This window comes from Propionivibrio sp., from assembly GCF_047602565.1.
Taxonomy (GTDB): domain Bacteria; phylum Pseudomonadota; class Gammaproteobacteria; order Burkholderiales; family Rhodocyclaceae; genus Propionivibrio.
Window position 1 is genome coordinate 1,392,898 of the sequence record NZ_JASGGX010000001.1, and the last position, 25,886, is coordinate 1,418,783.

General features: G+C 65.2%; 30 protein-coding genes, 2 tRNA genes and 1 pseudogene. 22 read left to right on the forward strand and 11 right to left on the reverse strand.

All coding sequences use genetic code 11. The features are described 5' to 3' along the window. The first annotated feature begins 57 nt into the window (after positions 1–57). Positions 58–891, forward strand: a complete 834-nt coding sequence (locus tag QM701_RS06375) for a radical SAM protein (RefSeq protein ID WP_415166250.1) — start codon at positions 58–60, stop codon at positions 889–891. On the opposite strand, the gene QM701_RS06380 is transcribed toward QM701_RS06375, so the two are convergent. After that, on the reverse strand, positions 892–1,197 hold the full coding sequence (locus QM701_RS06380; protein ID WP_415166251.1) for a helix-turn-helix domain-containing protein: 306 nt from the start codon (positions 1,195–1,197) through the stop codon (positions 892–894). Between the two features lie 258 nt (positions 1,198–1,455). Between QM701_RS06380 and QM701_RS06385 the strand changes: the two genes are divergently transcribed. The 5 genes and pseudogenes from QM701_RS06385 to QM701_RS06405 all read left to right on the forward strand — a co-directional run bounded on the left by QM701_RS06385 (position 1,456) and on the right by QM701_RS06405 (position 5,322). Next, entirely contained in the window at positions 1,456–2,682 is a 1,227-nt protein-coding gene (locus QM701_RS06385; protein ID WP_415166252.1) for an aspartate kinase, read from the forward strand. 59 nt (positions 2,683–2,741) lie between these two features. Beyond that, a tRNA-Ser gene (locus tag QM701_RS06390) sits at positions 2,742–2,835 on the forward strand. 76 nt (positions 2,836–2,911) lie between these two features. Beyond that, positions 2,912–3,767, forward strand: a pseudogene (folD, locus tag QM701_RS06395) (bifunctional methylenetetrahydrofolate dehydrogenase/methenyltetrahydrofolate cyclohydrolase FolD). 24 nt (positions 3,768–3,791) lie between these two features. Beyond that, positions 3,792–4,289 (forward strand): 5-(carboxyamino)imidazole ribonucleotide mutase, encoded by a 498-nt coding sequence (purE, locus tag QM701_RS06400; RefSeq protein ID WP_415166253.1) that lies wholly within the window; start codon positions 3,792–3,794, stop codon positions 4,287–4,289. Between the two features lie 13 nt (positions 4,290–4,302). Next, positions 4,303–5,322 carry an L-threonylcarbamoyladenylate synthase gene (locus QM701_RS06405; RefSeq protein ID WP_415166254.1) on the forward strand — a complete coding sequence of 340 codons (1,020 nt, stop codon included), beginning with the start codon at positions 4,303–4,305 and terminating at the stop codon, positions 5,320–5,322. 18 nt (positions 5,323–5,340) lie between these two features. Here the strand turns inward: QM701_RS06405 and QM701_RS06410 are convergent, their stop codons facing one another. The 5 genes from QM701_RS06410 to QM701_RS06430 form a co-directional block, all read right to left on the reverse strand. Beyond that, positions 5,341–5,889, reverse strand: coding sequence for an SRPBCC family protein (locus QM701_RS06410; protein ID WP_415166255.1), 549 nt, complete (start codon positions 5,887–5,889; stop codon positions 5,341–5,343). A 109-nt stretch (positions 5,890–5,998) separates the two neighbouring features. Further along, entirely contained in the window at positions 5,999–6,460 is a 462-nt protein-coding gene (locus QM701_RS06415) for a CreA family protein (RefSeq protein ID WP_415166256.1), read from the reverse strand. Between the two features lie 2 nt (positions 6,461–6,462). Further along, complete coding sequence (locus QM701_RS06420) at positions 6,463–7,428, reverse strand: DMT family transporter (RefSeq protein ID WP_415166257.1); 966 nt, start codon at positions 7,426–7,428, stop codon at positions 6,463–6,465. Between the two features lie 14 nt (positions 7,429–7,442). Then, on the reverse strand, positions 7,443–7,970 hold the full coding sequence (locus tag QM701_RS06425) for a glutaredoxin domain-containing protein (protein ID WP_415166258.1): 528 nt from the start codon (positions 7,968–7,970) through the stop codon (positions 7,443–7,445). An 11-nt stretch (positions 7,971–7,981) separates the two neighbouring features. Beyond that, positions 7,982–8,209: a hypothetical protein gene (locus tag QM701_RS06430; protein ID WP_415166259.1), complete on the reverse strand. Its 228-nt coding sequence runs from the start codon at positions 8,207–8,209 to the stop codon at positions 7,982–7,984. 98 nt (positions 8,210–8,307) lie between these two features. On the opposite strand from QM701_RS06430, the gene msrP reads away from it, so the two are divergent. Further along, the gene (gene msrP, locus QM701_RS06435; RefSeq protein WP_415166260.1) at positions 8,308–9,321 is read left to right on the forward strand and encodes a protein-methionine-sulfoxide reductase catalytic subunit MsrP; all 1,014 of its coding nucleotides are present in this window, start codon (positions 8,308–8,310) and stop codon (positions 9,319–9,321) included. Next, on the forward strand, positions 9,321–9,998 hold the full coding sequence (msrQ, locus tag QM701_RS06440; protein WP_415166261.1) for a protein-methionine-sulfoxide reductase heme-binding subunit MsrQ: 678 nt from the start codon (positions 9,321–9,323) through the stop codon (positions 9,996–9,998). The genes msrP and msrQ overlap by 1 nt, the downstream gene beginning before the upstream one ends. Here the strand turns inward: msrQ and QM701_RS06445 are convergent. Next, on the reverse strand, positions 9,946–10,203 hold the full coding sequence (locus QM701_RS06445; RefSeq protein WP_415166262.1) for a SemiSWEET transporter: 258 nt from the start codon (positions 10,201–10,203) through the stop codon (positions 9,946–9,948). The genes msrQ and QM701_RS06445 overlap by 53 nt on opposite strands. 155 nt (positions 10,204–10,358) lie before the next feature. Between QM701_RS06445 and QM701_RS06450 the strand changes: the two genes are divergently transcribed. Both QM701_RS06450 and QM701_RS06455 read left to right on the forward strand, forming a co-directional pair. After that, a complete protein-coding gene (locus QM701_RS06450) occupies positions 10,359–11,024 on the forward strand; it encodes an HAD-IA family hydrolase (protein ID WP_415166263.1) in 666 nt (221 codons plus the stop codon). 156 nt (positions 11,025–11,180) lie between these two features. Continuing rightward, entirely contained in the window at positions 11,181–11,609 is a 429-nt protein-coding gene (locus QM701_RS06455; protein ID WP_415166264.1) for a hypothetical protein, read from the forward strand. Between the two features lie 29 nt (positions 11,610–11,638). Here QM701_RS06455 and QM701_RS06460 read toward each other — a convergent pair whose 3' ends face one another. Next, on the reverse strand, positions 11,639–12,196 hold the full coding sequence (locus tag QM701_RS06460; protein ID WP_415166265.1) for a Spy/CpxP family protein refolding chaperone: 558 nt from the start codon (positions 12,194–12,196) through the stop codon (positions 11,639–11,641). A 19-nt stretch (positions 12,197–12,215) separates the two neighbouring features. Here QM701_RS06460 and QM701_RS06465 point away from each other — a divergent pair, with 19 nt between their 5' ends. Next, positions 12,216–12,443: a hypothetical protein gene (locus QM701_RS06465; RefSeq protein WP_415166266.1), complete on the forward strand. Its 228-nt coding sequence runs from the start codon at positions 12,216–12,218 to the stop codon at positions 12,441–12,443. Positions 12,444–12,495: 52 nt separating this feature from the next. Beyond that, complete coding sequence (locus QM701_RS06470) at positions 12,496–12,924, forward strand: DUF2059 domain-containing protein (protein WP_415166267.1); 429 nt, start codon at positions 12,496–12,498, stop codon at positions 12,922–12,924. Positions 12,925–13,154: 230 nt separating this feature from the next. Here the strand turns inward: QM701_RS06470 and QM701_RS06475 are convergent. Beyond that, positions 13,155–13,228 (reverse strand) — tRNA-Thr (locus tag QM701_RS06475). Positions 13,229–13,336: 108 nt separating this feature from the next. Between QM701_RS06475 and QM701_RS06480 the strand changes: the two genes are divergently transcribed. Together QM701_RS06480 and QM701_RS06485 are read left to right on the forward strand one after the other, a co-directional pair. Further along, positions 13,337–15,127, forward strand: coding sequence for a GGDEF domain-containing protein (locus QM701_RS06480; RefSeq protein ID WP_415166268.1), 1,791 nt, complete (start codon positions 13,337–13,339; stop codon positions 15,125–15,127). A 40-nt stretch (positions 15,128–15,167) separates the two neighbouring features. Continuing rightward, positions 15,168–16,970 carry an FkbM family methyltransferase gene (locus QM701_RS06485; RefSeq protein WP_415166269.1) on the forward strand — a complete coding sequence of 601 codons (1,803 nt, stop codon included), beginning with the start codon at positions 15,168–15,170 and terminating at the stop codon, positions 16,968–16,970. Positions 16,971–17,000: 30 nt separating this feature from the next. On the opposite strand, the gene QM701_RS06490 is transcribed toward QM701_RS06485, so the two are convergent. After that, positions 17,001–19,370, reverse strand: a complete 2,370-nt coding sequence (locus QM701_RS06490; protein ID WP_415166270.1) for a tetratricopeptide repeat protein — start codon at positions 19,368–19,370, stop codon at positions 17,001–17,003. Positions 19,371–19,692: 322 nt separating this feature from the next. Between QM701_RS06490 and QM701_RS06495 the strand changes: the two genes are divergently transcribed. From QM701_RS06495 to QM701_RS06530, 8 genes are all read left to right on the forward strand, one after another. Next, complete coding sequence (locus tag QM701_RS06495; protein WP_415166271.1) at positions 19,693–20,505, forward strand: flagellin; 813 nt, start codon at positions 19,693–19,695, stop codon at positions 20,503–20,505. 99 nt (positions 20,506–20,604) lie between these two features. After that, complete coding sequence (locus QM701_RS06500; protein WP_415166272.1) at positions 20,605–20,973, forward strand: flagellar protein FlaG; 369 nt, start codon at positions 20,605–20,607, stop codon at positions 20,971–20,973. A gap of 59 nt (positions 20,974–21,032) precedes the next feature. Beyond that, on the forward strand, positions 21,033–22,445 hold the full coding sequence (fliD, locus tag QM701_RS06505) for a flagellar filament capping protein FliD (protein ID WP_415166273.1): 1,413 nt from the start codon (positions 21,033–21,035) through the stop codon (positions 22,443–22,445). A 6-nt stretch (positions 22,446–22,451) separates the two neighbouring features. After that, positions 22,452–22,856, forward strand: a complete 405-nt coding sequence (gene fliS, locus QM701_RS06510; RefSeq protein ID WP_415166274.1) for a flagellar export chaperone FliS — start codon at positions 22,452–22,454, stop codon at positions 22,854–22,856. Between the two features lie 3 nt (positions 22,857–22,859). Further along, the gene (locus QM701_RS06515; protein ID WP_415166275.1) at positions 22,860–23,138 is read left to right on the forward strand and encodes a flagellar protein FliT; all 279 of its coding nucleotides are present in this window, start codon (positions 22,860–22,862) and stop codon (positions 23,136–23,138) included. Beyond that, entirely contained in the window at positions 23,138–24,265 is a 1,128-nt protein-coding gene (locus tag QM701_RS06520) for a flagellar hook-length control protein FliK (RefSeq protein ID WP_415166276.1), read from the forward strand. Before QM701_RS06515 ends, QM701_RS06520 begins: the two co-directional genes overlap by 1 nt. Then, positions 24,243–24,581: an EscU/YscU/HrcU family type III secretion system export apparatus switch protein gene (locus tag QM701_RS06525; RefSeq protein ID WP_415166277.1), complete on the forward strand. Its 339-nt coding sequence runs from the start codon at positions 24,243–24,245 to the stop codon at positions 24,579–24,581. Before QM701_RS06520 ends, QM701_RS06525 begins: the two co-directional genes overlap by 23 nt. Positions 24,582–24,672: 91 nt before the next feature. Continuing rightward, a complete protein-coding gene (locus QM701_RS06530; RefSeq protein WP_415166278.1) occupies positions 24,673–25,458 on the forward strand; it encodes a flagellar brake protein in 786 nt (261 codons plus the stop codon). A 57-nt stretch (positions 25,459–25,515) separates the two neighbouring features. Here the strand turns inward: QM701_RS06530 and fliE are convergent, their stop codons facing one another. Beyond that, positions 25,516–25,839, reverse strand: coding sequence for a flagellar hook-basal body complex protein FliE (gene fliE / locus QM701_RS06535; RefSeq protein WP_415166279.1), 324 nt, complete (start codon positions 25,837–25,839; stop codon positions 25,516–25,518). Between the last annotated feature and the right edge of the window lie 47 nt (positions 25,840–25,886).

Below are 25,886 nucleotides of genomic sequence, written 5' to 3' on the forward strand. Positions count from 1 at the left end.
CGCGATTATATCACCGGGAACCGCCCCGATCCCCGCCACTCTCAGGTGATGCCAGCCATGCTCACCATCCACGACCACAGCCGCGACAGCGCCGGAATGAAGTACGTCTACCCGGTGGTTTCCCGCCGCGCGGGCGGCGTTTCGGTGGGCATCAACCTCAACGTGAACAATGCCTGCAACTGGGCGTGCATCTACTGCCAGGTTCCCGATCTCAAGCGGGGCGGCCCGCCCGCAATCGATCTGCCGCGGCTCGAAGCCGAGCTGCATGAATTCCTGCGCGAGGCGGTGTCCGGGGACTTTCTCGACAAGAACGCCCCGCCCGGCTTCCGGAAACTGGTCAACGTGGCCTTCTCGGGCAACGGCGAACCGACCAGCGCCCGCGAGTTTCCAGACGCTGTGGATATCGCCGGCCGGCAGCTCGAGCAATTCGGCCTGCTCGGCACCGTCAAACTGCGCCTGATAACCAACGGCAGCCTGCTGCACCAGGCGAGCGTGCAGCGGGGAATCGCCCGCATCGGCGAGCTGGGGGGCGAGGTCTGGTTCAAGATCGACCGGGGAACGGCCGCAGGCATCCTGCGCGTCAACGGCACGCGCACGACGCCCGGCAAGCTCCGCAAAGCGGTCTCGACCTGCGCGCAGCTGGCCCCCACCTGGGTTCAGACCTGCCTGTTCGCCATCGACGGCAAGCCGATCGATGCCGCTGAATTCGACGCCTATCTCGAACTCGTCGCCTCGATCAGGAACCGGATCGAGGGCGTGCATCTCTACGGACTGGCCCGGCCTTCCCTGCAGCCCGAAGCGACGAGGCTTTCGGCGCTCAGCGCCGAAAGCCTCTCATCGTTCGCCCAGCGCATCGCCGCACTAGGCGTACGGGTGATTGCAAACCCCTGATCAGCCGGCCTTCCTTTTGGCCTTGGCCGCCTTTTTCAGGGTCTTGTACAGATCGGGGTCCTCGCTCTTGAGGTAATCCACGATATCCACGTCCTCGCGCTTGATGCGCTGGATGTCGATCTGCTCGACATGGACCAGGCGAAGCAGCTCGCGCACCGGCCGCGGCATGTTGCGGCCGCTCTCATAACGCGATCCGCCGCTTTGCGTCACACCGATCTTCGACCAGAACTGCTGTTGATTCAAACCAAGCTTGCGGCGGATCTCGCGCGGTTCACTGGTTTTGTCGTTCGTTTTCGCTGTAGTCATTTGCATCCTTTCATTCGGCTGTCAGCCGTAGTTTTGGGTCCATTTCATACATTTCGATCGCCGCGCTTCCGCTCTCGCGACCTATAACTTTCGTTATAGTGCTGGAAGTATAGAACAGGAACATAAGCCATTGCAAGTAGCATTTAAGCACTTGTTTTGAATAGATTTGAGGGGGCCGAAAGAGGGGAATTTGCCTTGTCTTTCAAATAAATGTTGCGCTAGAATCCCCGACTTTCGTTACCAACTTCTGGATTGTGAATGGCTCTGATAGTGCAAAAATTTGGTGGCACGTCGGTCGCATCAACGGACCGGATCAAAAACGTTGCCAAACGGGTGGCCCGGTGGAAGGCCCAGGGGCATGACATTATCGTGGTTCCTTCGGCGATGTCGGGCGAAACCAACCGCCTGATCGCGCTGGCCAAGGAAATTTCCACGACGCCCGACCCCCGCGAACTGGACGTGATCGCCTCGACGGGCGAACAGGTGACCATCGGCCTGCTGGCCATGGCACTGAAGGAAGAAGGCGTCAAGGCGAAAAGCTACACCGGACCGCAGGTCCGCGTGCTGACCGACAGCACCTTTACCAAGGCGCGCATTCTGCAGATCGACGACGAGAGGATCCGCGAGGATCTCGCCGACGGATGCGTCGTCGTGGTCGCGGGCTTCCAGGGCGCCGACGAGGACGGCAACATCACGACGCTCGGACGCGGCGGCTCCGACACGTCCGCCGTCGCGCTGGCCGCGGCCCTGAAGGCCGACGAGTGCCAGATTTATACCGACGTCAACGGCGTCTATACGACGGACCCCCGCGTCGAACCCGAAGCGCGCAAGCTCGACACCATCACCTTCGAGGAAATGCTGGAAATGGCCAGCCTCGGCTCGAAGGTCCTGCAGATCCGCTCGGTCGAGTTCGCGGGCAAATACAAGGTCAAACTGCGCGTACTTTCCAGCTTCCAGGACGAAGGCGAAGGTACTCTGATTACTGTTGAGGAAGAAAAGCAAATGGAACAACCGATCATCTCCGGAATCGCCTTCAATCGCGACGAGGCCAAGCTCACCATTCTCGGGGTTCCCGATCGTCCGGGCGTCGCCTACCAGCTGCTCGGCCCGATCGCCGAGGCCAACATCGACGTCGACATGATCATCCAGAACGTCGCCAACGACGAAACCACGGATTTCTCCTTCACCGTCAATCGCGGCGAATACAACAAGGCTCTGGAAATCCTCAAGGGCACCGCCGAGAAGCTCGGCGCGCGCGGCGTGCAGGGCGACAACAAGATCTGCAAGGTGTCCGCCGTCGGCGTCGGCATGCGCTCGCATCCGGGCATCGCCAGCAAGATGTTCAACGCGCTGGGCCGGGAAGGCATCAACATCAAGATGATCTCCACCTCCGAAATCAAGATTTCGATCGTCGTCGAAGAGAAGTACCTGGAGCTGGCGGTGCGCGTCCTGCACAAGACCTTCGGCCTGGACAAGGCGGAGTAAGAAATCCGCTCCGGTTCGTTTGACCGATGGATACGGAAAGGCTATCATCGCGCCCTTCCGGAGACGTGGCCGAGAGGTCGAAGGCACTCCCCTGCTAAGGGAGCATACGGGCATAAACCTGTATCGAGGGTTCGAATCCCTCCGTCTCCGCCAACAAACCCGATAGCCGGCTATCGGGTTTTGTTTTTTCCGATCCGCTGCCCGCCTCATCATCTTTTGGATTCTCCTCATGACGGCAAAAATTCTCGACGGCAACGCTCTTGGACAGAAGCTGCGCGCCGGCTTCAAGCAACGCGCGGAGGAGCTCGCGGCGCATGGCGTGCGGCCGGGGCTGGCGGTGATTCTGGTCGGCGACGATCCGGCGTCCCAGGTCTATGTGCGCAACAAGGTCAATGCCTGTGCGCAGGCCGGCTTCCACTCGGAAAAATACGCTTACCCGGCGGACACGGAACCGCGCGCGGTGCTCGCCAAGATCGCCGAGCTCAACGCCGATCCGAAAATCCACGGCATCCTGGTCCAGCTGCCGCTGCCCCGGCATTTCGACGCCGATGCGGTGCTCGACGCGATCGCGCCGGAGAAGGACGTTCAACGGTTTCCGCGCGGAGAACGTCGGCGCCCTGATGCAGGGACAGCCGTGCTTCATTCCGTGCACGCCGTACGGGGCGATGAAGTTCTTCGAGGAGGCGGGCATCACGCTCAAGGGCAAGGAAGCCGTCGTCGTGGGCCGCTCGAACATTGTCGGCAAGCCGATGGCGATGCTGCTGATGCATGCGGGCGCCACGGTCACCGTCTGCCACTCGCAGACGCGCGACCTGAAGGCGCACTGCCAGCGCGCGGAAATCCTGGTCGCCGCCGTGGGCAAGCCGAAGATGATTACCGGCGACATGATCCGGCCGGGCGCCGTGGTCATCGACGTGGGCATCAACCGGCTACCGGACGGGAAACTTTGCGGCGACGTGGATTTCGAATCAGCCAAGGAAGTCGCCGCGTTCATCACGCCGGTTCCCGGCGGCGTCGGTCCGATGACCATCACCATGCTGCTGGCCAACACGCTGGAGAGCGCGGAGCGCGCGGCCAACGCCTGATCCACCAACCCACAGGAGACAATCATGTCGGATCAACCCCTCGTCGGCATCGTCATGGGCTCGGACAGCGACTGGCCGGTGATGCGCGCCTGCGCCGAAACGCTGAAGAAGTTCGGCGTGGCCTACGAAGCCAAGGTGCTGTCCGCGCACCGCACGCCGGACGCCGCGCTGGAGTACGCGGCGACGGCCCGACAGCGCGGCATGCAGGTGCTGATCGGCGCGGCCGGCGGCGCGGCCCATCTGGCGGGCGTCCTGGCCGCCAAGACGGAGCTGCCGGTGCTGGCGGTGCCGATGCCGTCCAAGCACCTGCAGGGGCTCGATTCGCTGCTGGCCATGGTGCAGATGCCCGGCGGCATTCCCGTCGCCACCTTCGCCATCGGCGAGGCCGGCGCGACCAACGCCGCCTTGTTCACGGTGTCCATGCTCGCCCTCGGCGACGCGGAACTGGCGCGCAAGCTGAGCGAGTTCCGCGCGCAGCAGACCGCCAAGGTGCTGGCCAAGACCCTGCCCGATCTGCCCTAACTTGCCGAGCAACGTGCCTGCTTCGATCTCCGCGGATTTGACGGCGGCCGTCCGGCTGCTGCAATCCGGGCAACTGGTCGCGTTTCCGACCGAGACGGTGTACGGCCTGGGCGCCGACGCCGCCGATCCGGCCGCGGTGGCCAGGATCTTCGCCGCCAAGGGCCGGCCGGCCGATCATCCCCTGATCGTCCACCTGCCGGGCGCCGCGTATCTGGACCAGTGGGCCCGCGACATTCCGCCGTCGGCCTGGGAACTGGCCGAAGCCTTCTGGCCGGGGCCGCTGACGCTGATCCTCGCGCGCGCGCCGGCCGTGCCCTACGCGGTCACCGGCGGACAGGAGACCGTCGGCGTGCGCGTGCCGGCGCATCCGCTGGCGCTCGCCCTGCTGCGCGCCTATGCGCAGGCGGGCGGCGGACGCCACGGCATGTGCGGCATCGCCGCCCCGTCGGCCAACCGCTTCGGCCGCATCAGCCCCACCGACGCCGCGCACGTGCACCAGGAACTGGGCGATGCCGTCGCCCTGGTCCTCGACGGCGGCGCCTGCGAGGTGGGCATCGAATCGACGATCCTGGACCTGTCGCGCAACGGCATGCCGCCGCGCCTGCTGCGGCCGGGGCACATCACGCCGGAACAGATCGGCAGCGTCATCGGCGAACGCCCGGAACTGCCGGAGGGCATGCAGGCGGACGGCATTCCGCGCGTCTCCGGTTCGCTCGACGGCCACTACGCGCCGCGCACCGCGATGCGGCTGGCGGCATCCGGCGATCTGCCGCGGGCGATCGGGGAAGCGCAAAGCCAGGGCAAACGCTGCGGCCTTTTGCTGCGCGGCCGGTTGGCGCCGCCGCCGGTCCATTCGCTGCGCCGCCTGCCGGACGCTCCGGAGGGTTACGCGCGCGGGCTCTACGCCGCCTTGCGCGAGCTCGATCAGGCCGGCAACGACGTCATCCTCGTCGAGGCCGTTCCCGCCGGTCCCGACTGGGCCGCCGTGGCCGACCGCCTGCGCCGGGCGGCACGCGGCGCGGGAACGGTCTAGCCGCCGATCCGCGGCGCCCTACAGCCGCTGCCGCTTTTCCATCTCGCCGGCCAGGGCGTGAAACTGTTCCTCGACCTCGTGCTGGATGAAGATCGCGCCGAACAGCCGGGCGAGCAGCGAATCGGGTTCGATCTCGGCGTGGTAATGGATCGAGGTCCCGTGGTTGGTCTCCGCCAGATCGGCCTCGCTTTCGAAACGCTTGGCCTGGCCCGAGATCTGCCGCACGACGATGCGTTTCATCGGTTCCATGCGCACTTTCCGCTCGGACAGGAAGCTGTAGGAGATGAGCCCGAAGCGCGCCGTTCCCTCCTGTTGCACGACCACGGTGTTTCCCTTGCGGCGGCTGATCCGGCTCGACCGGAGATTGCTCACCACGCCGGCCATGTTGTCGAAGTCGGTGAGCACGTCCCAGACGGTGCGCACCGGATACGGGAAGTCGATGTCCGCGTCGACGACGAAGGTGCCGCCGGACTGTGCCACGGCGACCTTCATCTCCGGCTCGGCCGGGCGCGCGGGCGAGGCGAAGACCAGCAGGAAACAGGCGAACAGGCGGACGAGCGCGATCATGATCGACTCCTGGCGATATGACCGCTGACCGGCCGCCGCGAGGCAAGTTCCTCGCTCCCCCGCGCGGCGATGCAACGCCTGGCCGCCATGCGCTACGGAATCGCCGGGCTCAACGCGCTCCCCACGGCATGACGGGAATCGTCGAGATGCTGTTGGCCGGCGCCCCCTCGATCAGCTTGCGGCTGATCGCCAGATAGACCAGCGTCCGGCTGGTGGCGTCCCACATGCGGATGACGCGCGTTTCCTTGAACAGGATCGAGGTGTCCTCGCTGAACACTACCTCGTTCTTCGGCAGCTTGTCGGGCAGGTTGATCGGGCCGGTCTGCCGGCAGGACAGGGAGAACTGCGAGGGGTCCTGGGCCAGCCCCAGGCTGCCCTTGACCCCGCCCGTGCGCGCCTGCCCGACGTGGCAGGTCACGCCGGGCACCTTGGGGTCGGTGAACGATTCGACGCAGACCTTGTGGTTGGCCCCGAGCAGCTTCCACTCGGTCGTCACGCAGCCGATCGTCTCGGCAAACGCGGACGCCGAATGCAGGGCGAGAAGAATCAGCGGGACGGCATGCTTGCTCATGATCACGGTCTCCTTCCGTCGGGGTCGGCGACTTCGGCCTGGACGGCGCCCGCCTGCCCGCCCGCAAAGCGGTCGCGGTGGCGCGTGACATACACGCCGCCGAACACGAACGCCGCCCCCGCGGCCTGCAGGGGGCCGAAAGTTTCCCCGAGCAGGAAATAGGCGGTGACGACGGCGAACACGGGGGTCAGGTTGTTGAACACCGAGGCGCGCGCGGTGCCGATCACGCCCGAGCCCCAGATCCACAGGAAATTGCCCAGGCACAAGCCGAACACGGCCGAAAACGCGACGCTGCCCCACGCCGGAACGGGCAGTTCCGTCCACGCCACGGCGCGCATTTCCGGCACCGACACGGCCACCATCAGCACGGTGGTGATGACCATCAGGGAGGCCGTCACCTGATACGTCGAATAGCGGTCGAGCAGTTCCCGCGAAAACACCGTGTAGTAGGCGTAGCCGACCTGCGAGCCGAGGATCAGCAGTGCGCCGATCAGGTGGCCGCCGGCCAGGCTCAGTTCCCGGCCGGCGCCGAGCACGATCAGGACGATGCCGGCGATCGAGCAGCCGATGCCGATCACCACGGCGCGGTTGATCGTGTCGAACCCGTAGAAGCGGTTGAGCAGCAGCACGAACACCGGCAGCAGGCAGAACATGAACGCCGCGTTGCCCGAGGTGGTGCGCTGGATGCCCTCGGTAAACAGGATCTGGAAAACGAAGAAGCCGAAAACGCTGGCGCGCAGCAGCCGCCCGAGATCCTCGCGCGTCGGCCGGCGGTAGCTGCCCGACAGCCAGAGGGCGAGCACCGCGATGGCGCTGCCGACGACCATGCGCGCCACGTTGTAGGGCAGCGGCGGAATGTGCTGCAGCCCGAGCTTGATGACCGGCGGGTTCATGCCCCACATCAGGGCTACCAGCAGGAGCATGCATTCGGCGAGCACCGTCCTCTTCCGGTCGGGCGCGGCGGCCATGGGCGGCGTCCGGCTCAAGAGGCGTTCATCCAGGGTTTCAACAGGGCGCGCAGCCGCGATTCGTCGTAGCCATGCACGACGTCCTCGCCGACCACGATCAGCGGCACGCCCCTGCCGCCGAGCTGGCGGTAGCCGTCGCGGCCGACGCTCGATTTCTCGATGTCCAGTTCGGTGTAGCGGATGCCCTGGGCCGCGAAAAACGAGCGCGTGGCGGCGCAATAGCCGCACCATTCGGTGGCGTACAGCAGCACGTCCGGCTGCTCCCCCCGCCGGGCGGACGCCGCCGCGAAGGTTTTCTCCTGCAGCACGGGCCGGACCGCCCAGACCGCGCCGCCGAGCACCGCGCAGACCAGCAGCCCCTTGAACAGGCCGAAGCCCTGCCTGCGCGGCGGGGCGGGCGGCGGCGCGTAGCGCCCGTACGCGCCATCGACCGCGGCGCCGGCGCCCTTGTTGTAGGCTTTCTCGCAGGCGGGGCATTGCCACTCGGGCGCGGTGTCGGTCGTTTGCCGGCGATGGCCGCAGTTCGGGCAGGTTCGGGACATGTGCGGACGGCTTATTTCCGGCTCTTCGCCTTGGCGTTGTCGGCCGACTTGTCCCGGCGCAGGCAGCGCGGATCGACGTAGGTCACTTCCAGCCGGACCCATCCCGGTCCCGGCGAGGTCTGCGCGCAGACCGTGTCGCCGGTGACGCTCTGCCACCGGTACCAGGGCGCGGGCTCGGCCCGCGCCGGCAGCGCGCAGGCGAGGAACAAAGCCATGGCGATCAACTCAAAAAGCTTCATGGAGCCACCCGTCGGATTCCATCCGGGATTCACCCGTAGGCATGAAGCTTCCATTGTATGATCAAACGCAAGCGAGGAACCGCGTGGAAAGGCCGATCATGAAACGCAACGACGAGTTGGGCCCGCAAATCCACAGCAGCGAGATCACGCCGCGCGCCGTTTTCGAGCAGCGCCGAACCCTCATCCGCGCCGCGGCGGCGGGCACGTTCGGCGTCGCCCTGGCGCCGTTCTTCGCGCGCCGCGCCCTGGCCGAGACGGCCAATCCGTCGCCCACCCCGTCACCCAATCCGGACAGCGCCAAGCTCGCCGCCGGCGTCAATCCGCAGTACGCGCCGAACGAAAAACTGACGCGCTACAAGGACATCACCACCTACAACAACTTCTACGAATTCGGCACCGACAAGGGCGACCCGGCGCAGCACGCCCATGCATTGAACACCCGGCCGTGGACCGTCGCCGTCGAGGGCCTCGTCAAGAAGCCGAAGGTTTACGACATCGACGAGCTGCTCAAGCTGGCGCCGCTGGAAGAGCGCATCTACCGCCTGCGCTGCGTCGAGGGCTGGTCGATGGTCATTCCGTGGATCGGGGTATCGCTGTCCGAACTGATCCGGCGCGTGGAACCGGCCGGCAACGCCAAATACGTCGAATTCACCACGCTCGCCGACAAGAAGCAGATGCCGGGGCTTGCCGTTCCCGTCCTCGACTGGCCGTACGTCGAAGGCCTGCGCCTCGACGAGGCCATGCATCCGCTGACCCTGCTGACCTTCGGGCTGTACGGCGAGGTGCTGCCCAAGCAGAACGGCGCGCCGGTGCGCATCGTGGTGCCCTGGAAATACGGCTTCAAGAGCGCCAAGTCGATCGTGCGCATCCGCTTCACCGAAAGCGAACCGAAGACCAGCTGGCACCTGGCGGCTCCGAACGAGTACGGCTTCTATTCCAACGTCAATCCGACGGTCAACCATCCGCGCTGGAGCCAGGCCACCGAGCAGCGCATCGGCGACGGCGGCGGCAGCGTCCTCTTCCCGCCCAAGCGCAAGACGCTGATGTTCAACGGCTACGCCGAACAGGTCGCGTCGCTGTATACCGGCATGGACCTGAAAAAGAACTTCTGATGGCGCCCGGCATCCCCGGCCCGGCCTTCGGCCTGCTGCGCCTCGCCGTCTTCCTCGCCGCGCTCGGGCCGCTGGGCCGCCTGGTCTGGCTCGGCATGCACGACGGTCTGACGGCCAACCCGCTGGAATTCGTGACGCGATCGACCGGGACCTGGGCGCTCGTTTTTCTCTGCCTGAGCCTGTCCATGACGCCGCTCAGGCGCTTCACCGGCATGGGGCAATGGATCAAGCTGCGCCGCATGCTCGGACTGTACTGTTTCTTCTACGCCGTGCTGCACTTCGCCCTGTGGTTCTGGATCGACCGGGGGCTCGACCCGGCCGCCATGTGGGAGGACGTGCTGGAGCGGCCGTTCATCACGGCCGGTTTCACCGCCTTCGTCCTGCTGATCCCGCTGGCCGCCACCTCGACCAAGGGCATGATGCGCCGGCTCGGCCGCCGCTGGGTGCAACTGCACCGGCTGGTCTACCTGATCGCCGTGGCGGCGATCCTGCACTACTGGTGGCACAAGGCGGGCAAGAACGATTTCGGCGAAGTCTCGATCTACGCGGGAGTCGTCGCCTGGCTGCTCGGCGTCCGGCTGTGGTGGGCCTGGCGCGACCGGCGGGCGGCGGCCGGCGGCCGCATCAGCCGTGGCGCAGCTTCAGGGCAAGCACCACGCCGGACAGGATCAGCGTGATCAGATTGGCGGCGATGATCGGCCAGGACGCCAGCAGCACGCCATACACCAGCCACAGGCCCACGCCGCCGGAAAACAGGATGTACATGCGCAGGGAGATGGCGTGCGTCTGCCGGGTTTTCCAGATGTGCAGGACCTGCGGCACAAAGGAGATCGTGGTGAGGCTGGCGGCAAGGTAGCCGATCCATTCGGCGAAAATCATCATGCGTTCCAAGACGGAGAAAAACGGCGACCGATGGCCCGGACGGCGCGCGTCGCCGCCGCCATCGTTTTGGTCGAGCCGCAAGAATACCACCCGGCTCTTGCCCGCGGACGCCGGAATCCGCGAGAATCGGGCAAGTTTCCACTGCGAGAATGCCAATGAGATTAGCTCCGCAAACCGAAATCCGCGCCGCCTGCCTCCTGTTCGACATGGACGGGACGCTGGTGGATTCCACCCGGGCCGTCGAACGTGTGTGGCGCAGGTGGGCCGAGGCACGCGGGATTCCATTCGAGAGCTTCCGGCACACCATGCACGGACGGCGCGCCATCGACACCATGCGCGAAGTCATCCCGCCGCATCTCGACCTGGCGAGCGAACTGGCGATCATCGACGGCGACGAACTGAAGGAAACGGAGGGGATCGTCGCCACGCCTGGCGCGGCCGCGCTGCTGGCGGCGATCCCGTCCGGCGCCTGGGCGCTGGTCACCTCCGCACAGCGCCCGCTGGCCCAGGTGCGCATGCGCGCGGCCGGACTCCCCTGGCCCGAAATCGTGATCTCGGCCGAGGACATCCACGCGGGAAAACCCGATCCTGAGTGCTATCTGCTCGCGCTGCGGCGCCTGGGCTGGAACGCGGACAGCGCCGTGATCTTCGAAGACGCGCCCGCGGGCCTCGCCGCCGGGCACGCCGCCGGCTGCCGGACCATCGCGCTGGCCACCTGCGCCACGGAGGCGACGCTGGCGGACGAGGACTGGCTGCCCGACCTGTCCCACCTGGCGCTGGCCGGCGTCGACGAAGGCGAACTGCGTCTGCGGGTCAAGTAATCGCACGCGGAAGCGTCGCCGTGTCGGCAACGTTTGCCGGCACGGCCGCACGTTGTTGCCGCCCGACGCGACCGGTGCATCGACGGCTCCGGCGCCGGACGGCATGGCATCGGTCTTGCTACGGACCATCAAGGCACAACCCTACGGGAGACACCGATGATGCGGATCGATAGCGCCGTTCATTCCGCCGGCTTGATGAATCGTCTGAATACCGTCGCCGCCGGCCGTGCTTCGGCATCGACGTTCGCTTCGACGTCGGCCGCAGCGGCCGGCGAGGAAAAGGCCGCCCGCAGCGACGGCACGAAGCCGACGACCGAAGAACTGCTGAAAAAACTGAACGAGTACATCGAAAAAGGGCCGGTCGTGGCCATGCGCGAGAAAATCCTCAAGTCGATGGGTCTGACCGAAGACGAGCTGAAGACGCTGCCTCCCGACGAGCAAAACGCCATCGAGGCGGAGATCGCGAAAAGAATCAAGGAAATGCTGCTGGAACAGCAGGAGGCGAAAAACACCCCGCAAAAAAGCAATCAGGCGACCACCATGGCGGCCGCCTTCTGGGCCGCGTCGGCAAAAAGCGCGATCTGACCACGCCGGACGGAGGTCGAAACGGGGATTCAGAAGCGCCCCGGCTCTCCTCTCCCCATGCCGCCCGGTCCGCCACGGCCGCCCGCACCGGGGCCGCCGCCTTCGCCGCCGGGCCGGCCCGCGTCGCCCGGGCAGACCGGCGCGGCGTACAGCGCCGGAACGGTGCCGGCCAGACGCTGGTCGGCGATCTTCTTCTGCCCGTTGTCCAGCGACCGGTACAGCGCCGCCGCCCGCTCCGCGATGTCCTCCATCGCCGCCAGCCGGTTGCGCGCCATATCCACCTTGCCGTCGATCTGCTGCGGCGCCGAGCGCGGCGAAGGCGCGTAGATTTCACGCTTGATCTGATCGGCCATCAGGCCGCCGACGCTGGCCTGATAGGCCTCCCACAACACCACCTGCCTTGGCGTCAGCTGCAGCGCCTGCGCCGTTTCGGCGAGCTGTTCCTGTAACTGGTCGATCGGCGACCTGCACGTCCCCTGGCCCGGCCCGCGATTGCCGCCATTCTCGGGACCGCGCCCGCCCATCGAGGTGCCGCAAGCGCTGACGAGCGCCGCCATCAGGAGGAAAACGCGAACCTGCTTTCTCATGCCGCCGCTCCGGAAAATCATGGGCGACGATTGTCCTGAAACCGGCTCCGCGCCGATAGGCCGAAAAGTGAAAAAACAGGTTAAATCACGCCCGATCTCGGGAACCGCCGCCCCGCCCGACAGCCGAGGCAAAACCGCATACATCCGCATCGTTCGGCGCTTCGGGCGCACCGCGTCGTTGTCCACCGTTGCCGGACTTGCCTTTGGCATGGGCTCCGGGCATCATGCGCGGCCGAATGTCTTTTGATTTTCATCAGGCATTACCGGTCATTTGCACGACACCAATCCCGGGAGGACACATGAAATACCTGCGCATGAGCCGGACGGCGCTGTTCGCGCTCGCCTTGGCGTTCGTTCATCACGCCCAGGCGGAAGACCAGGAAATCAGGGCGGCGGCCCGGCGTTACCTTGAAGCCGCACCGATGAAGTGGATGCTGGACGAGACTTATGCCGAACTGGCCAGGCAGTATCCTGGCGATGAGCCCCCTCAATTCATCGCCGACCTGCGTTCCGCCATTTCGCTGGAGAGAATGGAACAAATCGCTCTGGCTGCCATGGTCAAGACCTTCACCGCCGCCGAACTGAATGCGCTTGCCGATTTTTACTCCTCGCAGCACGGCGCCAGCGCAATGGCCAAATTCGGGACCTACATGACGGAGATCATGCCCTCCATCGAGCAGGAATTTCGGCGCGCCAGCGCGGAAATTCAGGCACGGAAGACGAAATGACGAAGTGTGACGCTTATGCGGCCTCTGCAGGCGGGTTATCTTGTACGGCTTGCCGCCGGGCTGTAGATTACGTGCTTCGGCGCCCGTAGGCCTGATTCACTCCATCGGTCGATTTGCCTCATGCCGGCGGATGTGCCGGCGCCAAGGCAAACCACTACGGACGCGATAAACAAAAAACCCCGCGATTTCGCGGGGCCGGGAACTGTGCGGAACCACGACGGATCATTTCCTGGTGCCCCCGGTCGGAATCGAACCAACGCCTGATGATTACAAATCAACTGCACGACCTTCATGCTACGGGGGCGGAACTGCCAGTCGAGGCGCGCATTATAGCTGAACGGAATCGGCCCGGCAGTCGGGGCGTGCCGGCCCATCTTCGGGCATATACACATTTTCTGAAACACGCATAACCATGGCGACACTGACCAATCCCGCCGAGATCGCGCGGGAGACGCTGAAGCAGATGATGATCCGGCGCATGGCGCCGTCGCCGGACAACTATCGCGCGATCTACAACGAGATCGCCGGCATTCCGGAAAAAACGGCCGAGGTTTTCCCCGAGCGCGAACTCAAAGCGCTGCTGCTCCTGCTGCCCAAGGAAACGCCGGCCCAGCAGGGGCTGGCGCGCCAGCTCGACCAGGCGCTCAAGAACCAGGATTGGGACGGCTATCGCAAACCACTGGCCGACTTCATCCGGGAACACAGCAGCGAGTCCGATCTCGCCTGGGGCGAGTTGATCGCCGAGTTCCTGCAGCAGTGGGAAACCAAACAGAGCGGATTCACGCAGGCGCGCAAGCGCGAATCGCTGGATCGGGTGCTGTCGGCCAGCGGCAGGAACAGCGAGCTGCTGTTCGGCCGGCTGCAGAACCTGACCCGCTCCTGGTCGATGGACGAGACGGCCGCCAATGACATCGAACTGGCGGACGAGGCGCGGGAGGCGGCCGCGACCGGCGCCGCCGCGTCGCCGCACGCCACGGCCGGCGCCCCGCTCAGCCGCGCCAGCGAACTGCTGCCCGAACTGCGCGAAACCTTCGTTTTCACGCTGGAGACCATCGTCACCGCGCTGCTCGATGACGAGCCCGAATTCGCCGCGCAGGCCAGGGCGTTCGCGACGGCCGTGCGCGGCGCCTCGACGCTGAAGGCCGTGCAGACGCTGCTCGCGGACATCAGGCGCTTCGCCTTCCAGCTCGAATTCGTCGCCGAGGACCGCGCCGAGCTGCGCACCGGGCTGCTCAAGCTGCTGCAGCTGATGATCGAGAACATCAGCGAGCTGGTCGTCGACGACCGCTGGCTGAACGGGCAGATCGGGATGGTGCGCGAAATCGTCGGCCGGCCCATGAATCTGCGCACGATCAACGATGCCGAGCAGCGCCTCAAGGAAATCATCTTCAAGCAGAGCCAGCTGAAACACAGCCTGGTGGAGGCCAAGGAAGCGCTGAAGCAGCTGCTGACCGGCTTCGTCGACCACCTCGCCGATTTCGCCGATTCGACCTCGGACTATCACGACAAGATCGAACACTGCGCCGAGAAGATCAGCCAGGCCAACGACATCACGCAGCTCGAGGACGTGCTCGACGAAGTCATCCGCGAAACGCGCATCATCCAGCTCAACGCCCAGCGCTCGCGCGACGATCTGCGCGCGACCAAGCAGCGCGTCGCGGCGGCGGAGCAGCGCATCAACGAACTGCAGGACGAGCTCGACCGGGCCAGCCAGCTGGTCCGCCACGACCAGCTGACCGGCGCGCTCAACCGCCGCGGGCTCGACGAGATCTACGAGAACGAGGTCGCCCGCGCCCGGCGCCGCCGCTCGCCGCTGTGCGTCGCGCTGCTGGACATCGACAATTTCAAGAAACTGAACGACGCGCACGGCCACGACACCGGCGACGCCGCGCTGATCCATCTCGTCTCGGTCATCCGGGAGACCCTGCGCCCGCAGGACACGCTGGCGCGTTTCGGCGGCGAGGAATTCATCATCCTGCTGCCGGACACCCCGGCCGAGGATGCCGCCAAGGCGCTCACCCGCGTGCAGCGCGAACTGACCCGGCGCTACTTCCTGGCCAACAACGAAAAGCTGCTGATCACCTTCAGCGCCGGGGTGACCGAAGTCCGCGCCGACGACACGCAGGCCGCCGCAGTCAAGCGCGCGGACGAGGCGATGTATACGGCGAAGACGGCCGGGAAGAACCGGGTCGTATCGGCTTGACGTCAGCGGAAAAGCGACCGCCGATGCCCGCTGCGACAGGTTGACGGCCGGATTTCAATGCGATCTACTTTGTCACTCTTTAAAAAAGCGCCCTGCCCGGCAGCACCATTCCCGTTGCACCGCAATCCCGGCCGGACGAACCGGCCCGACGCCGTTGCCACGCACACATTCAAAAACCCGAGGGAACCCAATGGACAACGTTTACCAGCTCGAACTCGAAAACGGGAAATGCATCTTCATCAACCCGCAGGACAAACGCGGCGTCGCACTTATAAATTCGCAAGGCCAGCTCAACTCGAATTCGAAGAAAACCTGGGTTTACCTTGCCAAGCTCCACCCCTGGGATTTTGTCATCGACATCGGCAGCAACTACGGGGAAATGGTCGTCGCCCTCGACCTCGAGAAAAAAACCAAGGTCTATTGCTACGAGGCCAATCCGGAACTGGCGGACAATTATCTGGCGAAAACGATTGCCGGACTGGGCAATGAAAACATTTCCCTGGTCAAGATCGCCCTGGGCGAAGAGGAAAAGGACGACGTCGATTTCTACATCGACACCGTATGGAGCGGAACGTCCGGCCTGTCGAAACAAACGTCGATGAAGCTCCACCACGGCCAGGACACCACGAAGGCTATCAAAACGAGAATCGGGACCTTGGACCGGGAAATCGCCCTGGCCGATGCCTCCGCGCTCATCAAGATCGACGTCGAGGGAAACGAAAAATCCGTCCTGCTGGGGGCCTTGAACAATCTGAAGTCGTGCCGGCACTGCCTGCTGATGTTCGAATCCCTGCATCTTTCCTACCAGGAATTCATCGACATCCACGCCCTGCTGCCGGACTACGAAATTCTGGCCTTCAACGTGGAAGCGCCCGGGCTGGCGAAAGTCCCGCTCGATTCAGAGGAAGCGTTCAACCGCTTTCGCGGCCTGAGCGCATTCAATCATCAGGATTACGTTCTGGCCAAGAACATCGACATTCATCTCAGCGCGCCACTTCCCATCCGCAACAAGAAATACGTCGTATACACGGCGCTCATCGGGGAGAGCTACGAAGAACCCAACCAGAATCCCTTCCCGGAAGACGAGAACTGCGATTACGTCTGTTTCACGAACATCCCCGGACTGTATAGCGACAAATGGAACATCGTGCCGGTGACTCCCTATTTTCCCCGCGACAACATCCGCAGCGCGCGCTACCTGAAAATCATGGGGCCGCTCCTCCTGGGGGATTATGAAGCGTCCTTGTGGATCGACAACAGCGTCAGTCTCAAAAAACCGCCCAGCCAGATCATCGACGAGTGGTTGTCCGACAGCGACGTCGCCCTGCCGGACCACAGTTTCCGCTCCAGCGTCGCCGCCGAATTCGAAGCCGTCGAATCCGCCGGTTTCGACGATCCGAGCCGCATCTACGAGCAATTGATCGCCTACGCCAATACGGACCAGCAAGCCTTGCTGGAAAAACCGTATTGGACCGCCATCATCGCCCGCAAGCACAACGACACCAACTTTTCCTTCCTCTTGAGATGGTGGTCCCACGTTCTCCGCTATTCGAGGAGGGACCAGCTTTCGTTCAATTTCGCCGCCAAAGAGGAACACCTGAATCCCAAACGCATCATGATCGACAATCATGCTTCCGAATTCCACGTCTGGCCGGCGATAAGAAACAGGAACAGGAAGCTCACCGCGGAGAAGATATCGAATTGCCTCAAGATTCCGTTCATGGACCTGGGCGCGATTCACAATGAACTGACCCGCCGCCAGATTCTGATCGAGAGCCTCAGCCTGGAACTGGAAAAAGCGAAGAAATCCTCTGCGGACCCGGGCAAACAGGCAGGTAACTGATCCCTGAAGGGGCGCCCACGCCCCTGCAAGTCAGCACCAGCGCCGCCACATGGCGCGGAAAGCCTGTTCCAGATGGTGCGCCATGCGGGGAGCGTCCATCAGCGGACTGGCCAGCATGCGCTCCCGCACACCGGCGCGCAGCGTTTTGAGCCGTTCCCGGTCGCGGGACAGTGCCACCGCCCGCGACACGTAATCGTCCTTGTCCGCGGCCACCAGTTCGCCGAGCCCGACGTTCTCCAGGATGGCCTTGCCCATCCTGGACACCAGCATGTCGCCGGGCAGGGTGACATACGGCACACCCATCCAGATCGAATCGTAGCCGGTGGTGCCGCCGTTGAACGGGAAGGGGTCCAGGCCGAGATCGATGTCGTTGTAGCTCTCGAAATAGGCGAGCTGCGGCTGAATGCCGAGAATCTCCAGGCGCTCCGGCCGCACGCCGTGGCGGGCGAACTGTTCGTGGATGTAGGCGATCAGGGTTCCGTCCCGGCCGCCGCGGGCGACCACGAGCAGGCGGGAATCGGGAGCCCGCTCGAGAATCTCCGCCCACAGGCGGATCGTCTCCTGGCTGGCCTTGCGGAAATTGTTCAGGCAGCCGAAGGTAAAGGGACGGCCGGTCCGCTCGCACGGCAATCCCGGCCGGATCGGCACGTCCGGAATCCCCGTGCGCACGCCGTAGCAGTCGGGCAGGGGCCAGGGCGTCTCGGAGCACCAGGCGCCAGCCTCCAGCACCGGGTCCGGCGGCACGATGATGTAATCGATCGCCGACATGCCGCTCGTGCCGGGAAAGCCCAGCCAGGTCACCACGATGGGCGTCGGCTTGCGCGCCACGGCCAGCAGACGGTTGCCTTCGGTGTTGCCGTTGAGATCGACCAGAATGTCGATCGCATCGCCCTCGATCAGCTTGGCCAGGGCCTCGTCGCCGATGGACACCACCTCGCGCCACAGACCGACCGCCGCGCGGCAGCGTTGCGTGACCTCGTCGGCGGCCGGCGAGTTGTAGTAAACGACGGATTCGACCTGCTCCGGATCGAGCTTGCCCAGGAAAGGCAGCACGAAGGCGGCCACCGGGTGCGTGCGGAAGTCGGAGGTCAGCCAGCCGATGCGCAGCTTGCGATCGGGGCGTCTGTCGCGGCCGGGGAAATCGTCGGTACGCAGATACTGCCGGCACAAGTGGGCGTCGAATTCCCGCGCCAGCTGCAGCACGTCCGCCGCCGTCGACTCGCTCGAATGCACCAGCACCCACAGCGAATTCACGTACGCCGTCGCCGACCTGGGATTGACCGCCAGCGCCTTGCGATACTCGGCCAGCGCCTCGACGTTGCGGGCCTGGTCGGAAAACCAGCTGCCCAGGTTGAGCAGGGCATTGACGTGGCGCGGATCGATGGCCAGGATGGTTTCCGCCGCCTGCCGCGCCTTCTCGCTCAGACCCAGTTTGGTATACACCACGATCAGCGTGTTCCAGGCGTTGAGATTCTCCGGCTGGCGGGCCACCGCCATTTCCAGGTTCTCGCGCGCCACGTCCAGCTGGCCGCGCGTGGTGAACAGCAGCCCCATGTGTTCGAAGATCCAGTCGTCCGAAACGCCGAGCTCGTGCGCTTTCTCCATGGCGTCGATCGCCGGAATCGTGTCGCCGCACTGCACCAGGGCGATGCCCAGCTTGGCCCAGACGTGAGGCGTATCGATGCCGAGCCCGGTCGCCCGCTGAAAATGATCCGCCGCCCGGCGCGAGTTGCCCTGGGACAGCTCGATGTCGCCGCAGGCCAGCGCCACGTTCGCCGAATCCGGCGCCAGGGCGAGCGCCTGCTGCGCGCACGGCACGGCCTTGTCGATCTCTCCCCTGACGCGATACAGGTCGGCCAGGGACAGCCAGGCGTCCGCGTAGCCGGTATCCATGCGCGCGGCCTGCTTGAAGTCGGCCAGGGCCGCATCCAGTTCGCCCAGGTGCTGCAACGCCATGCCGCGTAAACAATAGTGCGCGGCCAGCAGGTCCTTGCCGGCCAGCACCTTGTCCAGCACCCGGCGCGCCCCGGCCCAGTCGTCGGCGGCCACGTAGGCGCCGCTCAGGGCGCAGGCGATGGCGCTGTCCCTGGGCGCCAAGGCCGCCGCCCGCTCGAGCTGCGCCACGCCCTCGGCCACCGCGCCCAGCCGGCAAAACGACTCGCCCAGGCGCTGCCGGTACGACGCCGTGTCCGGGCTCAGGCCGGCGGCATGCGCGTAAAACGCATGCGCGGACTCGGCATCGCCGACCCGCGCGGCGATCTCGCCCAGGCCGTACCAGGCGCGATGGTTCTCCGGCTGGGCCGAGACCACGATTTCGAAAAGCTGCCCCGCCTTGTCGTAATCCCCCGCTTTCAAGGCCATCTCGGCCAGGCCCTGCTCGTGCATGCGCCGCGCTTTCATAACCCGTCCATTCTTGTTACCGGAGAGTCCGGTGATGCGGAAGTATAACGTCGGCCCGTTTCCCTTTCGCTTTCTTTGCCGTCAAAAAGGCCACCGTACCCGACCCTGAAAAACAGCAACAATCATTTTATTTACAACTACTTATGAACCAGTACAAGGCGGGTTCCGAGCCCCTTCCGCCGGGCGGCGGCCTGCGCCACGAAAAATGCCTAAAGTTCTCCAGGCCCCAACCGTTAAAGGTCACAAGCGGTGAAATCTTTTTCGCAACTCACATCGCTGAACAGGACCCACCCCTCGACTACGCTCTTCAAGGAGATCGAAAATGGCACTCACCATCAACACCAACATTGCGTCGCTGAATGCCCAACGCAATCTGAACACGTCGCAAAGCGCGCTCAAGACCTCTTTGCAGCGCCTCTCCTCCGGCCTGCGCATCAACAGCTCCAAGGACGACGCCGCCGGCCTGGCCATCGCCGAAAAGATGAGTTCGCAAAGCCGCGGCATGACCGTTGCCATGCGCAACGCCAACGACGGCATCTCCGTGGCGCAGACGGCCGAAGCCGGCCTGAGCACGGTCGCCACCCACCTGCAGCGGATGCGCGAACTGGCCACCCAAGCCGCGTCGGGCCAATACGATTCGACCAACCGCGCCGCCCTGGACAAGGAATTCAAGGCGCTGGCGAGCGAAGTCTCCCGGGCCATGGACGCCACCAATTTCAACGGCACGAAACTGCTCAACGGCAGCTACTCCGGCATCAATTTCCAGATCGGCGCGACGACCGGCTCCGAGTCGAAGATCGCCATCACCATCGGATCGGTCAACGTCACCAGCCTGACCTCGATCAGCGACGTCGCCGCCGCCACCGCCGCCATGTCCGCGCTGGATACGGCCATCGACACGGTCAGCAATAGCCGTGCGGACCTCGGCGCCCTGCAATCGCGCTTCGAAGGCGTGCTCTCGCAACTGTCCGCGGCCAAGGAAAACACCGATGCAGCCCGCAGCCGCATCATGGACGCCGACTACGCCGAAGAAACCGCGAGCCTGAGCCGCGCCCAGATTCTGCAACAGGCGGGCACGGCCATGCTGGCACAGGCCAACGCTCTTCCGCAGAACGTGCTGACGCTGCTACAGTAATTCTGGGATTCTCGACAGAGATAGATTCATCGGTTCGAGGCTGAAGCGCGTCGGCGGCAACGCAAACGCGCTTTCAGCGCTTCCGGAAGGAAAAAATTCATGTCCATCCAGTCCATCGGCTCTCTCGTTCAAACACCCGTCGCGCTGCCGGACACGCACGCCCAGGCCAAGTCAGTCAGGCAGGGTGAGAGCGTGGGCGGCATCAAGGATCAGACGGCGGCGCCCACGGCCGCCAGTCCCGCCACGCCGCAGGAACTGCAGGAAGCGGTCGACGGCATGAACGATTTCGTCAGCAGCCTGAGCAACACCCTGAATTTCAGCATCGACAAGGAGACGGGCCGTACCGTCGTCAAGGTGATCGACCGGGCCACGGACGAAGTCATCAAGCAGATCCCCGCCGAGGAAATGCTGGCCATCGCCAAGGCCATCGACAAACTGAAAGGTCTGCTCATCCAGCAGAAAGCGTAAAATCGGGCGCCTGGAAGGGCCGTTTCTCATTCAACCAAGCCAGTCAGGCAGGAGGCTCCATGGCTACTATCACCTCGCTCGGGACGGGTTCCGGACTGGAACTGGAGTCGCTGATCACCAAACTGATGACGGTCGAGAAAGCGCCCCTGACCGCCCTGCAAAAGAAGCAGACCGCCTACGAGACCAAGATTTCCGCCCTGGGCAAGCTGCAGAGCGTCCTCGCCACCCTGCAGACCAGCGCCCAGAGCATGAAGCCCGGCGTGCTCGAATCGGCCACGACGAAGTTCGCCGCCTATACCGCGTCGGTCGCCGACACCGCCGTGGCCAGCGCCACCGCGACCACCGGCGCCATCGCCGGCAACTACTCGCTCGAAGTGTCGAAGCTGGCGCAAGCGCAGCAGCTGCAGAGCGCCGCCTTCAGCAGCAGCACCACCAGCATCACCAGCGCGGGCGGCTCCCTGACCCTGACGCTCGGCACGCTGGCTGAGGACGGCACCTATACCGCCGACAGCAGCCGCAGCTACACCTTCAACCTCGCCGCCGGCGCCACGCTGAAGGACTTGCAGAACGCCATCAATTCCTCGGACGCCGGCGTATCGGCGACCATCGTCAACGGCAGCGGCGGAGCGCAGCTGGTGCTGACCAGCGGCGAAGGCACCAACAACGTCATGCAGCTTTCCGGCTCCGGCATCACCGGTTTCGACTACGACCCCGCCGCCACCGGCACGCAGGGCTGGACGCAAAGCAAGGCCGCCAGCGATGCCGCATTCACCCTGAACGGCATCGCGGTGACCAGCCACAGCAACACGGTCACCGACGCGCTCGACGGCGTGACGCTGGAGCTGACGGGCACGACCACCACCGCGACCACCCTCAAGATCGCCGAGGACTATTCCGCGAACATCCAGTCGGCGCTCGAATCGTTCGTCTCGGCCTACAACTCGGCCTATTCGACCATGTCCTCGCTGGGCGCCTACGACCCGGACACGCAGGTGGCGGGCGACCTGCAGGGCAACAGCACCCTGCGCTACGCCATGAACCAGATCCGGCAGGCCCTGTTCAACACCACCTCCGGGGACGACGATTCGGACTACCAGACGCTGTCGAACATCGGCGTCAGCATCAGCGCCTCCGGCACGCTGACCATCGACAGCACCAAGCTGACCGCCGCCGTCAAGGCGGACCCGGACGCCGTGGCGAACCTGGTCGCCAATGTCGGCACCAAGTACGACTCCATCGTGCAGAAGCTGATCGGCACCGACGACAGTCCCATCCCCGCCGCCACGAGCGGCTTGAAGAAGACGGTCAGCAACCTCGAAGACCAGCAGGAAAAACTGCAGCTTCGCCTAGAATCGATCGAAGCGCGCTATCGTGCACAATTTACCGCGCTGGACACGCTGATATCGTCGTTGAACACCACGGCGGACTATCTCACCAGCTATATTTCCAGCCTGAACTCGAACGACAAGTAATCGACCATGTTTGGGAAAAGCCTAAATCCCCTTTCCGCCTATGCCGAGGCGGGCATCGCCGCCAAAGTCCAGGCCGCTTCGCCGCACCAGCTGATCCTCCTGCTGTTCGACGGCGCCGCCACCGCCATCGCGGTGGCCCGCCTGCACATCGAGCAGAACGACGTGGCGCAGAAGGGGAAACACATCTCGCAGGCGATCGACATCATCAGCAACGGCCTCAGGGTCAGCCTGGACATGGAAGCGGGCGGCCAGCTCGCGGAACAGCTGTCGGCGCTGTACGACTACATGTGCCGGCGCCTGATCGCGGCCAATATCGGCAACGATGTCGTCGCCCTCGACGAAGTCGCGCACCTGCTCGACGAAATCCATTCGGCCTGGAAAGAGATCGCCCCGACGCACCCGGGCGCCTGAACCATGAGCGGCGGCCAACTGGCGGAAATCGAGGAACTCACCCTGGCCATGCAGGAAGCGGCGCGGGTCGAGGACTGGGACCGGCTCGCCGCTCTCGAAAGCAGGCGCGTCGCCCTCGTGCAGGCCATCGACCCGACCAGCCTGCGCACGCCCGAGGGACAGGCGGCGCTGGCCCGCATCGTCGAAAACAACGCGCGCCTCGTGCAGCGCCTGCAAGATCGGAAAAACGACATCGGTTTGCTGCTGAACGGACTGACAGGTCATCCCCGACGGGATAGCTGATGATTCCGCCCGACGTCGCCAGCCGCCTGCAAAGCTCCGCCGATGTCGCGCTCCGTCCCGTCGCCCCGGCGCAGGAGCTGACCGACAAGCTCGGCGGGCTGGACGTCGGCCAGCGCGTGATGGCCGAAATCCAGGCCATGCTGCCCAACGGCACCTACCGCGCGCTGATCAACCAGCGCAACATCACCCTGGCCCTGCCCTTCTCGGCCAAAAGCGGCGACACGCTGGAACTCCTGGTCACCGAATCCGACGGCAAGGCGGCGCTGGCCGTGGTTTCCCACCAGGCCAAGGACGGCGCCGCCCAGACGGCGCGCGAAGCCGTCTCGGCCACGCTGAGCCGGACGGCGCAATTCATCAGCCAGCTGGGTTCCCGGCCGGAAGAATCGGGCGACGGCCCGAAGGGCCTGGCGCTCAACAACAACCAGCCGATCGCCACGGCGCCGCCCCGCTCGGCCCAGGACATCCTGCCCCTGCTGAAGCAGGCGATCGCGCAAAGCGGCATGTTCTACGAATCGCATCAGGCCGAATGGGTCGAGGGACGCCTGCCGCAAAGCCAGTTGCTGCAGGAGCCGCAAGGCCGGCTGTCGGCCGCGCCGCAGCCCGGCGTATCGCCCGCGCCGGCCCGCGCCGAGGCGGATGCCGCCGTCCCCGGCACGGCCCGCGACCTCGCAGCGGCCGGCACGGCGGCGAGGCCGGCGGCCGATGCTGCCGCGCAGAACGCCGCGCACCTCGTCGCGCCGCAGGCGCAACCGATCGTCCAGCACCAGCTCGACGCGCTCGCCACCCAGAATTTCGTCTGGCAGGGACAGGCCTGGCCGGGCCAGACCATGCGCTGGGAAATCGAGGAGGACGGCAAGGGCCGGGAAGGCGCGGAGGACGAACCGGCAAGCCGCTGGCGGACCGGCCTGAAGCTCACCCTGCCGACGCTCGGCGGGATAAGCGCGCGCATCCAGCTCGAAGGCTCGCAGATGACGCTGGACATCCGCGTCGACGAAGCCGCAACCGGCGCGCGCATGCGCGCCGACGGCGCCACCCTGCGCCAGCGGCTCGACGAGGCGGGGCTGACGCTGAGCGCCTTCCACATCACGCACGGCGACACGGACCATGAGCAGGAAAACGCCGGATGAGCTGAAAAGCGCGGTGGCGCTGGCCTACACCCGGACCGACGCGGCGCCGCGCGTGGTGGCCAAGGGCCGGGGCATGCTGGCCGAACGGATCATCCTGCGCGCGCACGAAAGCGGCGTGTATGTCCACGAATCGCCGGAACTGGTTTCGCTGCTGATGCAGATCGACCTCGACCAGCGCATCCCGCCGCAGCTGTACATCGCCGTGGCCGAACTGCTGGCCTGGATCTATCGCCTGGAAAACGGCCAGCCCGCGCCCGCCGCGCCGCTGCTCTCGCCGCTGCCGGAAACGCTCGACAAAAAGACGCCCGCCGGCTGAGCCGCATTCCGGCGCATGCATGGAACCCCCGGTGATCTCCTGCTAGACTGCGCGGGCTTGGGAGGAACACGAAGGGATACAGTCGATCGCGATGGAAGAAACCGAACCCGTGAAAGCCGCGCCGCCGGTCTTCGAACTCGAGCTGCCCGACGATTACAGCCAGTACCTCCTGCATTCGCGGACGGAGGTGCTCGCCGTCCTGCGCTCGGTCGTGCAGAAGGGCGCGCTGATCACCGCCCATTTCGACCAGGGCCGCTCCTTTTTCCTGACGTCGATGATCGCGCTGCAGCCGGACGACGGCGAACTGATCCTCGACGTCGGCAGCAACGAGGAGATGAACGCCAGGGCGCTCAAGGCCGGCAAGCTGATCTTCACCACGGTGGTCGACAAGGTGAAGATCCAGTTCAGCCTGGAGCGGCTGCGGCGTACGGACTACCAGGGCCGCCCGGCGTTCGTCGGTGCCGTTCCGGGCACGCTGCTGCGCCTGCAGCGCCGGGAGTTCTTCCGGCTGGCCACCCCCGTCGCCACGCCGATCCGCCTGTGCACGACCCTGATGCCGGAAGGCCGGGCCGTCAACGTTTCCCTGCTGGACATCAGCGGCGGCGGCGTGGGGCTGATGGCTCCCCTCGACCTGGCCGGTCTGCTGGAACGGGGACGCATGCTGGAGAACTGCAGGATCATGCTGCCGGGCGAAGGCCTGCTGGCGGCGACCCTGTGCGTGCGCAACCTGTTCGATGTCACCACCCGCGGCGGTTCGCGCTACGTGCGCGTCGGCTGCGAATTCGTCGGCCTGCCCACCGCCCGGCTGACCGCCGTGCAGCGCTACATCATCCACGTCGAACGGGAACGCAAGGCGCGGCTGAACGGGCTGTCGTAGGTATCACAAAAAGAAAACGGCGCCCGCGGGCGCCGTCTCGTTCCGTGCCGCAACCCGTCACACGGACATGTTCATCACGTCGTGGTAGGCGGTCACCAGCTTGTTGCGCACCTGCACCATTTCCTGGAACGACAGGTTGGCTTTCTGCAGGGAGATCATCACGTCGTGCAGGTTGGCGTTGCCGTCGCCGGCGGCAAATTTTGCCGCCATGTCCTCGGCCTGCTGCTGGGTCTGGTTGACCTGCTCGATCGTGTTCTTCAGCACCTGCGCGAAATCGGTGCCGCCCGCGGCGGCTGCCGGCGTCTCGCCCGCCTTGCTGCCCGCCTGCGCCGCGGTGGCGCGCAGCACGCTCAACATCTGATCAAGGCCCTTGGTATCCATCGACTTCTCCAGATTCGTTCATCGCAATATACGCAAAAACCGCGCCA

Coding starts and splice junctions, on each gene's coding strand:
- QM701_RS06375 (WP_415166250.1), top strand. CDS start 58: ATGCTCACCATCCACGACCACAGCCGCGACAGCGCCGGAATGAAGTAC.
- QM701_RS06380 (WP_415166251.1), bottom strand. CDS start 1,197: ATGACTACAGCGAAAACGAACGACAAAACCAGTGAACCGCGCGAGATC.
- QM701_RS06385 (WP_415166252.1), top strand. CDS start 1,456: ATGGCTCTGATAGTGCAAAAATTTGGTGGCACGTCGGTCGCATCAACG.
- purE (WP_415166253.1), top strand. CDS start 3,792: ATGTCGGATCAACCCCTCGTCGGCATCGTCATGGGCTCGGACAGCGAC.
- QM701_RS06410 (WP_415166255.1), bottom strand. CDS start 5,889: ATGATCGCGCTCGTCCGCCTGTTCGCCTGTTTCCTGCTGGTCTTCGCC.
- QM701_RS06415 (WP_415166256.1), bottom strand. CDS start 6,460: ATGAGCAAGCATGCCGTCCCGCTGATTCTTCTCGCCCTGCATTCGGCG.
- QM701_RS06420 (WP_415166257.1), bottom strand. CDS start 7,428: ATGGCCGCCGCGCCCGACCGGAAGAGGACGGTGCTCGCCGAATGCATG.
- QM701_RS06425 (WP_415166258.1), bottom strand. CDS start 7,970: ATGTCCCGAACCTGCCCGAACTGCGGCCATCGCCGGCAAACGACCGAC.
- QM701_RS06430 (WP_415166259.1), bottom strand. CDS start 8,209: ATGAAGCTTTTTGAGTTGATCGCCATGGCTTTGTTCCTCGCCTGCGCG.
- msrP (WP_415166260.1), top strand. CDS start 8,308: ATGAAACGCAACGACGAGTTGGGCCCGCAAATCCACAGCAGCGAGATC.
- msrQ (WP_415166261.1), top strand. CDS start 9,321: ATGGCGCCCGGCATCCCCGGCCCGGCCTTCGGCCTGCTGCGCCTCGCC.
- QM701_RS06445 (WP_415166262.1), bottom strand. CDS start 10,203: ATGATGATTTTCGCCGAATGGATCGGCTACCTTGCCGCCAGCCTCACC.
- QM701_RS06450 (WP_415166263.1), top strand. CDS start 10,359: ATGAGATTAGCTCCGCAAACCGAAATCCGCGCCGCCTGCCTCCTGTTC.
- QM701_RS06455 (WP_415166264.1), top strand. CDS start 11,181: ATGATGCGGATCGATAGCGCCGTTCATTCCGCCGGCTTGATGAATCGT.
- QM701_RS06460 (WP_415166265.1), bottom strand. CDS start 12,196: ATGAGAAAGCAGGTTCGCGTTTTCCTCCTGATGGCGGCGCTCGTCAGC.
- QM701_RS06465 (WP_415166266.1), top strand. CDS start 12,216: ATGGGCGACGATTGTCCTGAAACCGGCTCCGCGCCGATAGGCCGAAAA.
- QM701_RS06470 (WP_415166267.1), top strand. CDS start 12,496: ATGAAATACCTGCGCATGAGCCGGACGGCGCTGTTCGCGCTCGCCTTG.
- QM701_RS06480 (WP_415166268.1), top strand. CDS start 13,337: ATGGCGACACTGACCAATCCCGCCGAGATCGCGCGGGAGACGCTGAAG.
- QM701_RS06490 (WP_415166270.1), bottom strand. CDS start 19,370: ATGAAAGCGCGGCGCATGCACGAGCAGGGCCTGGCCGAGATGGCCTTG.
- QM701_RS06495 (WP_415166271.1), top strand. CDS start 19,693: ATGGCACTCACCATCAACACCAACATTGCGTCGCTGAATGCCCAACGC.
- QM701_RS06500 (WP_415166272.1), top strand. CDS start 20,605: ATGTCCATCCAGTCCATCGGCTCTCTCGTTCAAACACCCGTCGCGCTG.
- fliD (WP_415166273.1), top strand. CDS start 21,033: ATGGCTACTATCACCTCGCTCGGGACGGGTTCCGGACTGGAACTGGAG.
- fliS (WP_415166274.1), top strand. CDS start 22,452: ATGTTTGGGAAAAGCCTAAATCCCCTTTCCGCCTATGCCGAGGCGGGC.
- QM701_RS06515 (WP_415166275.1), top strand. CDS start 22,860: ATGAGCGGCGGCCAACTGGCGGAAATCGAGGAACTCACCCTGGCCATG.
- QM701_RS06520 (WP_415166276.1), top strand. CDS start 23,138: ATGATTCCGCCCGACGTCGCCAGCCGCCTGCAAAGCTCCGCCGATGTC.
- QM701_RS06525 (WP_415166277.1), top strand. CDS start 24,243: ATGAGCAGGAAAACGCCGGATGAGCTGAAAAGCGCGGTGGCGCTGGCC.
- QM701_RS06530 (WP_415166278.1), top strand. CDS start 24,673: ATGGAAGAAACCGAACCCGTGAAAGCCGCGCCGCCGGTCTTCGAACTC.
- fliE (WP_415166279.1), bottom strand. CDS start 25,839: ATGGATACCAAGGGCCTTGATCAGATGTTGAGCGTGCTGCGCGCCACC.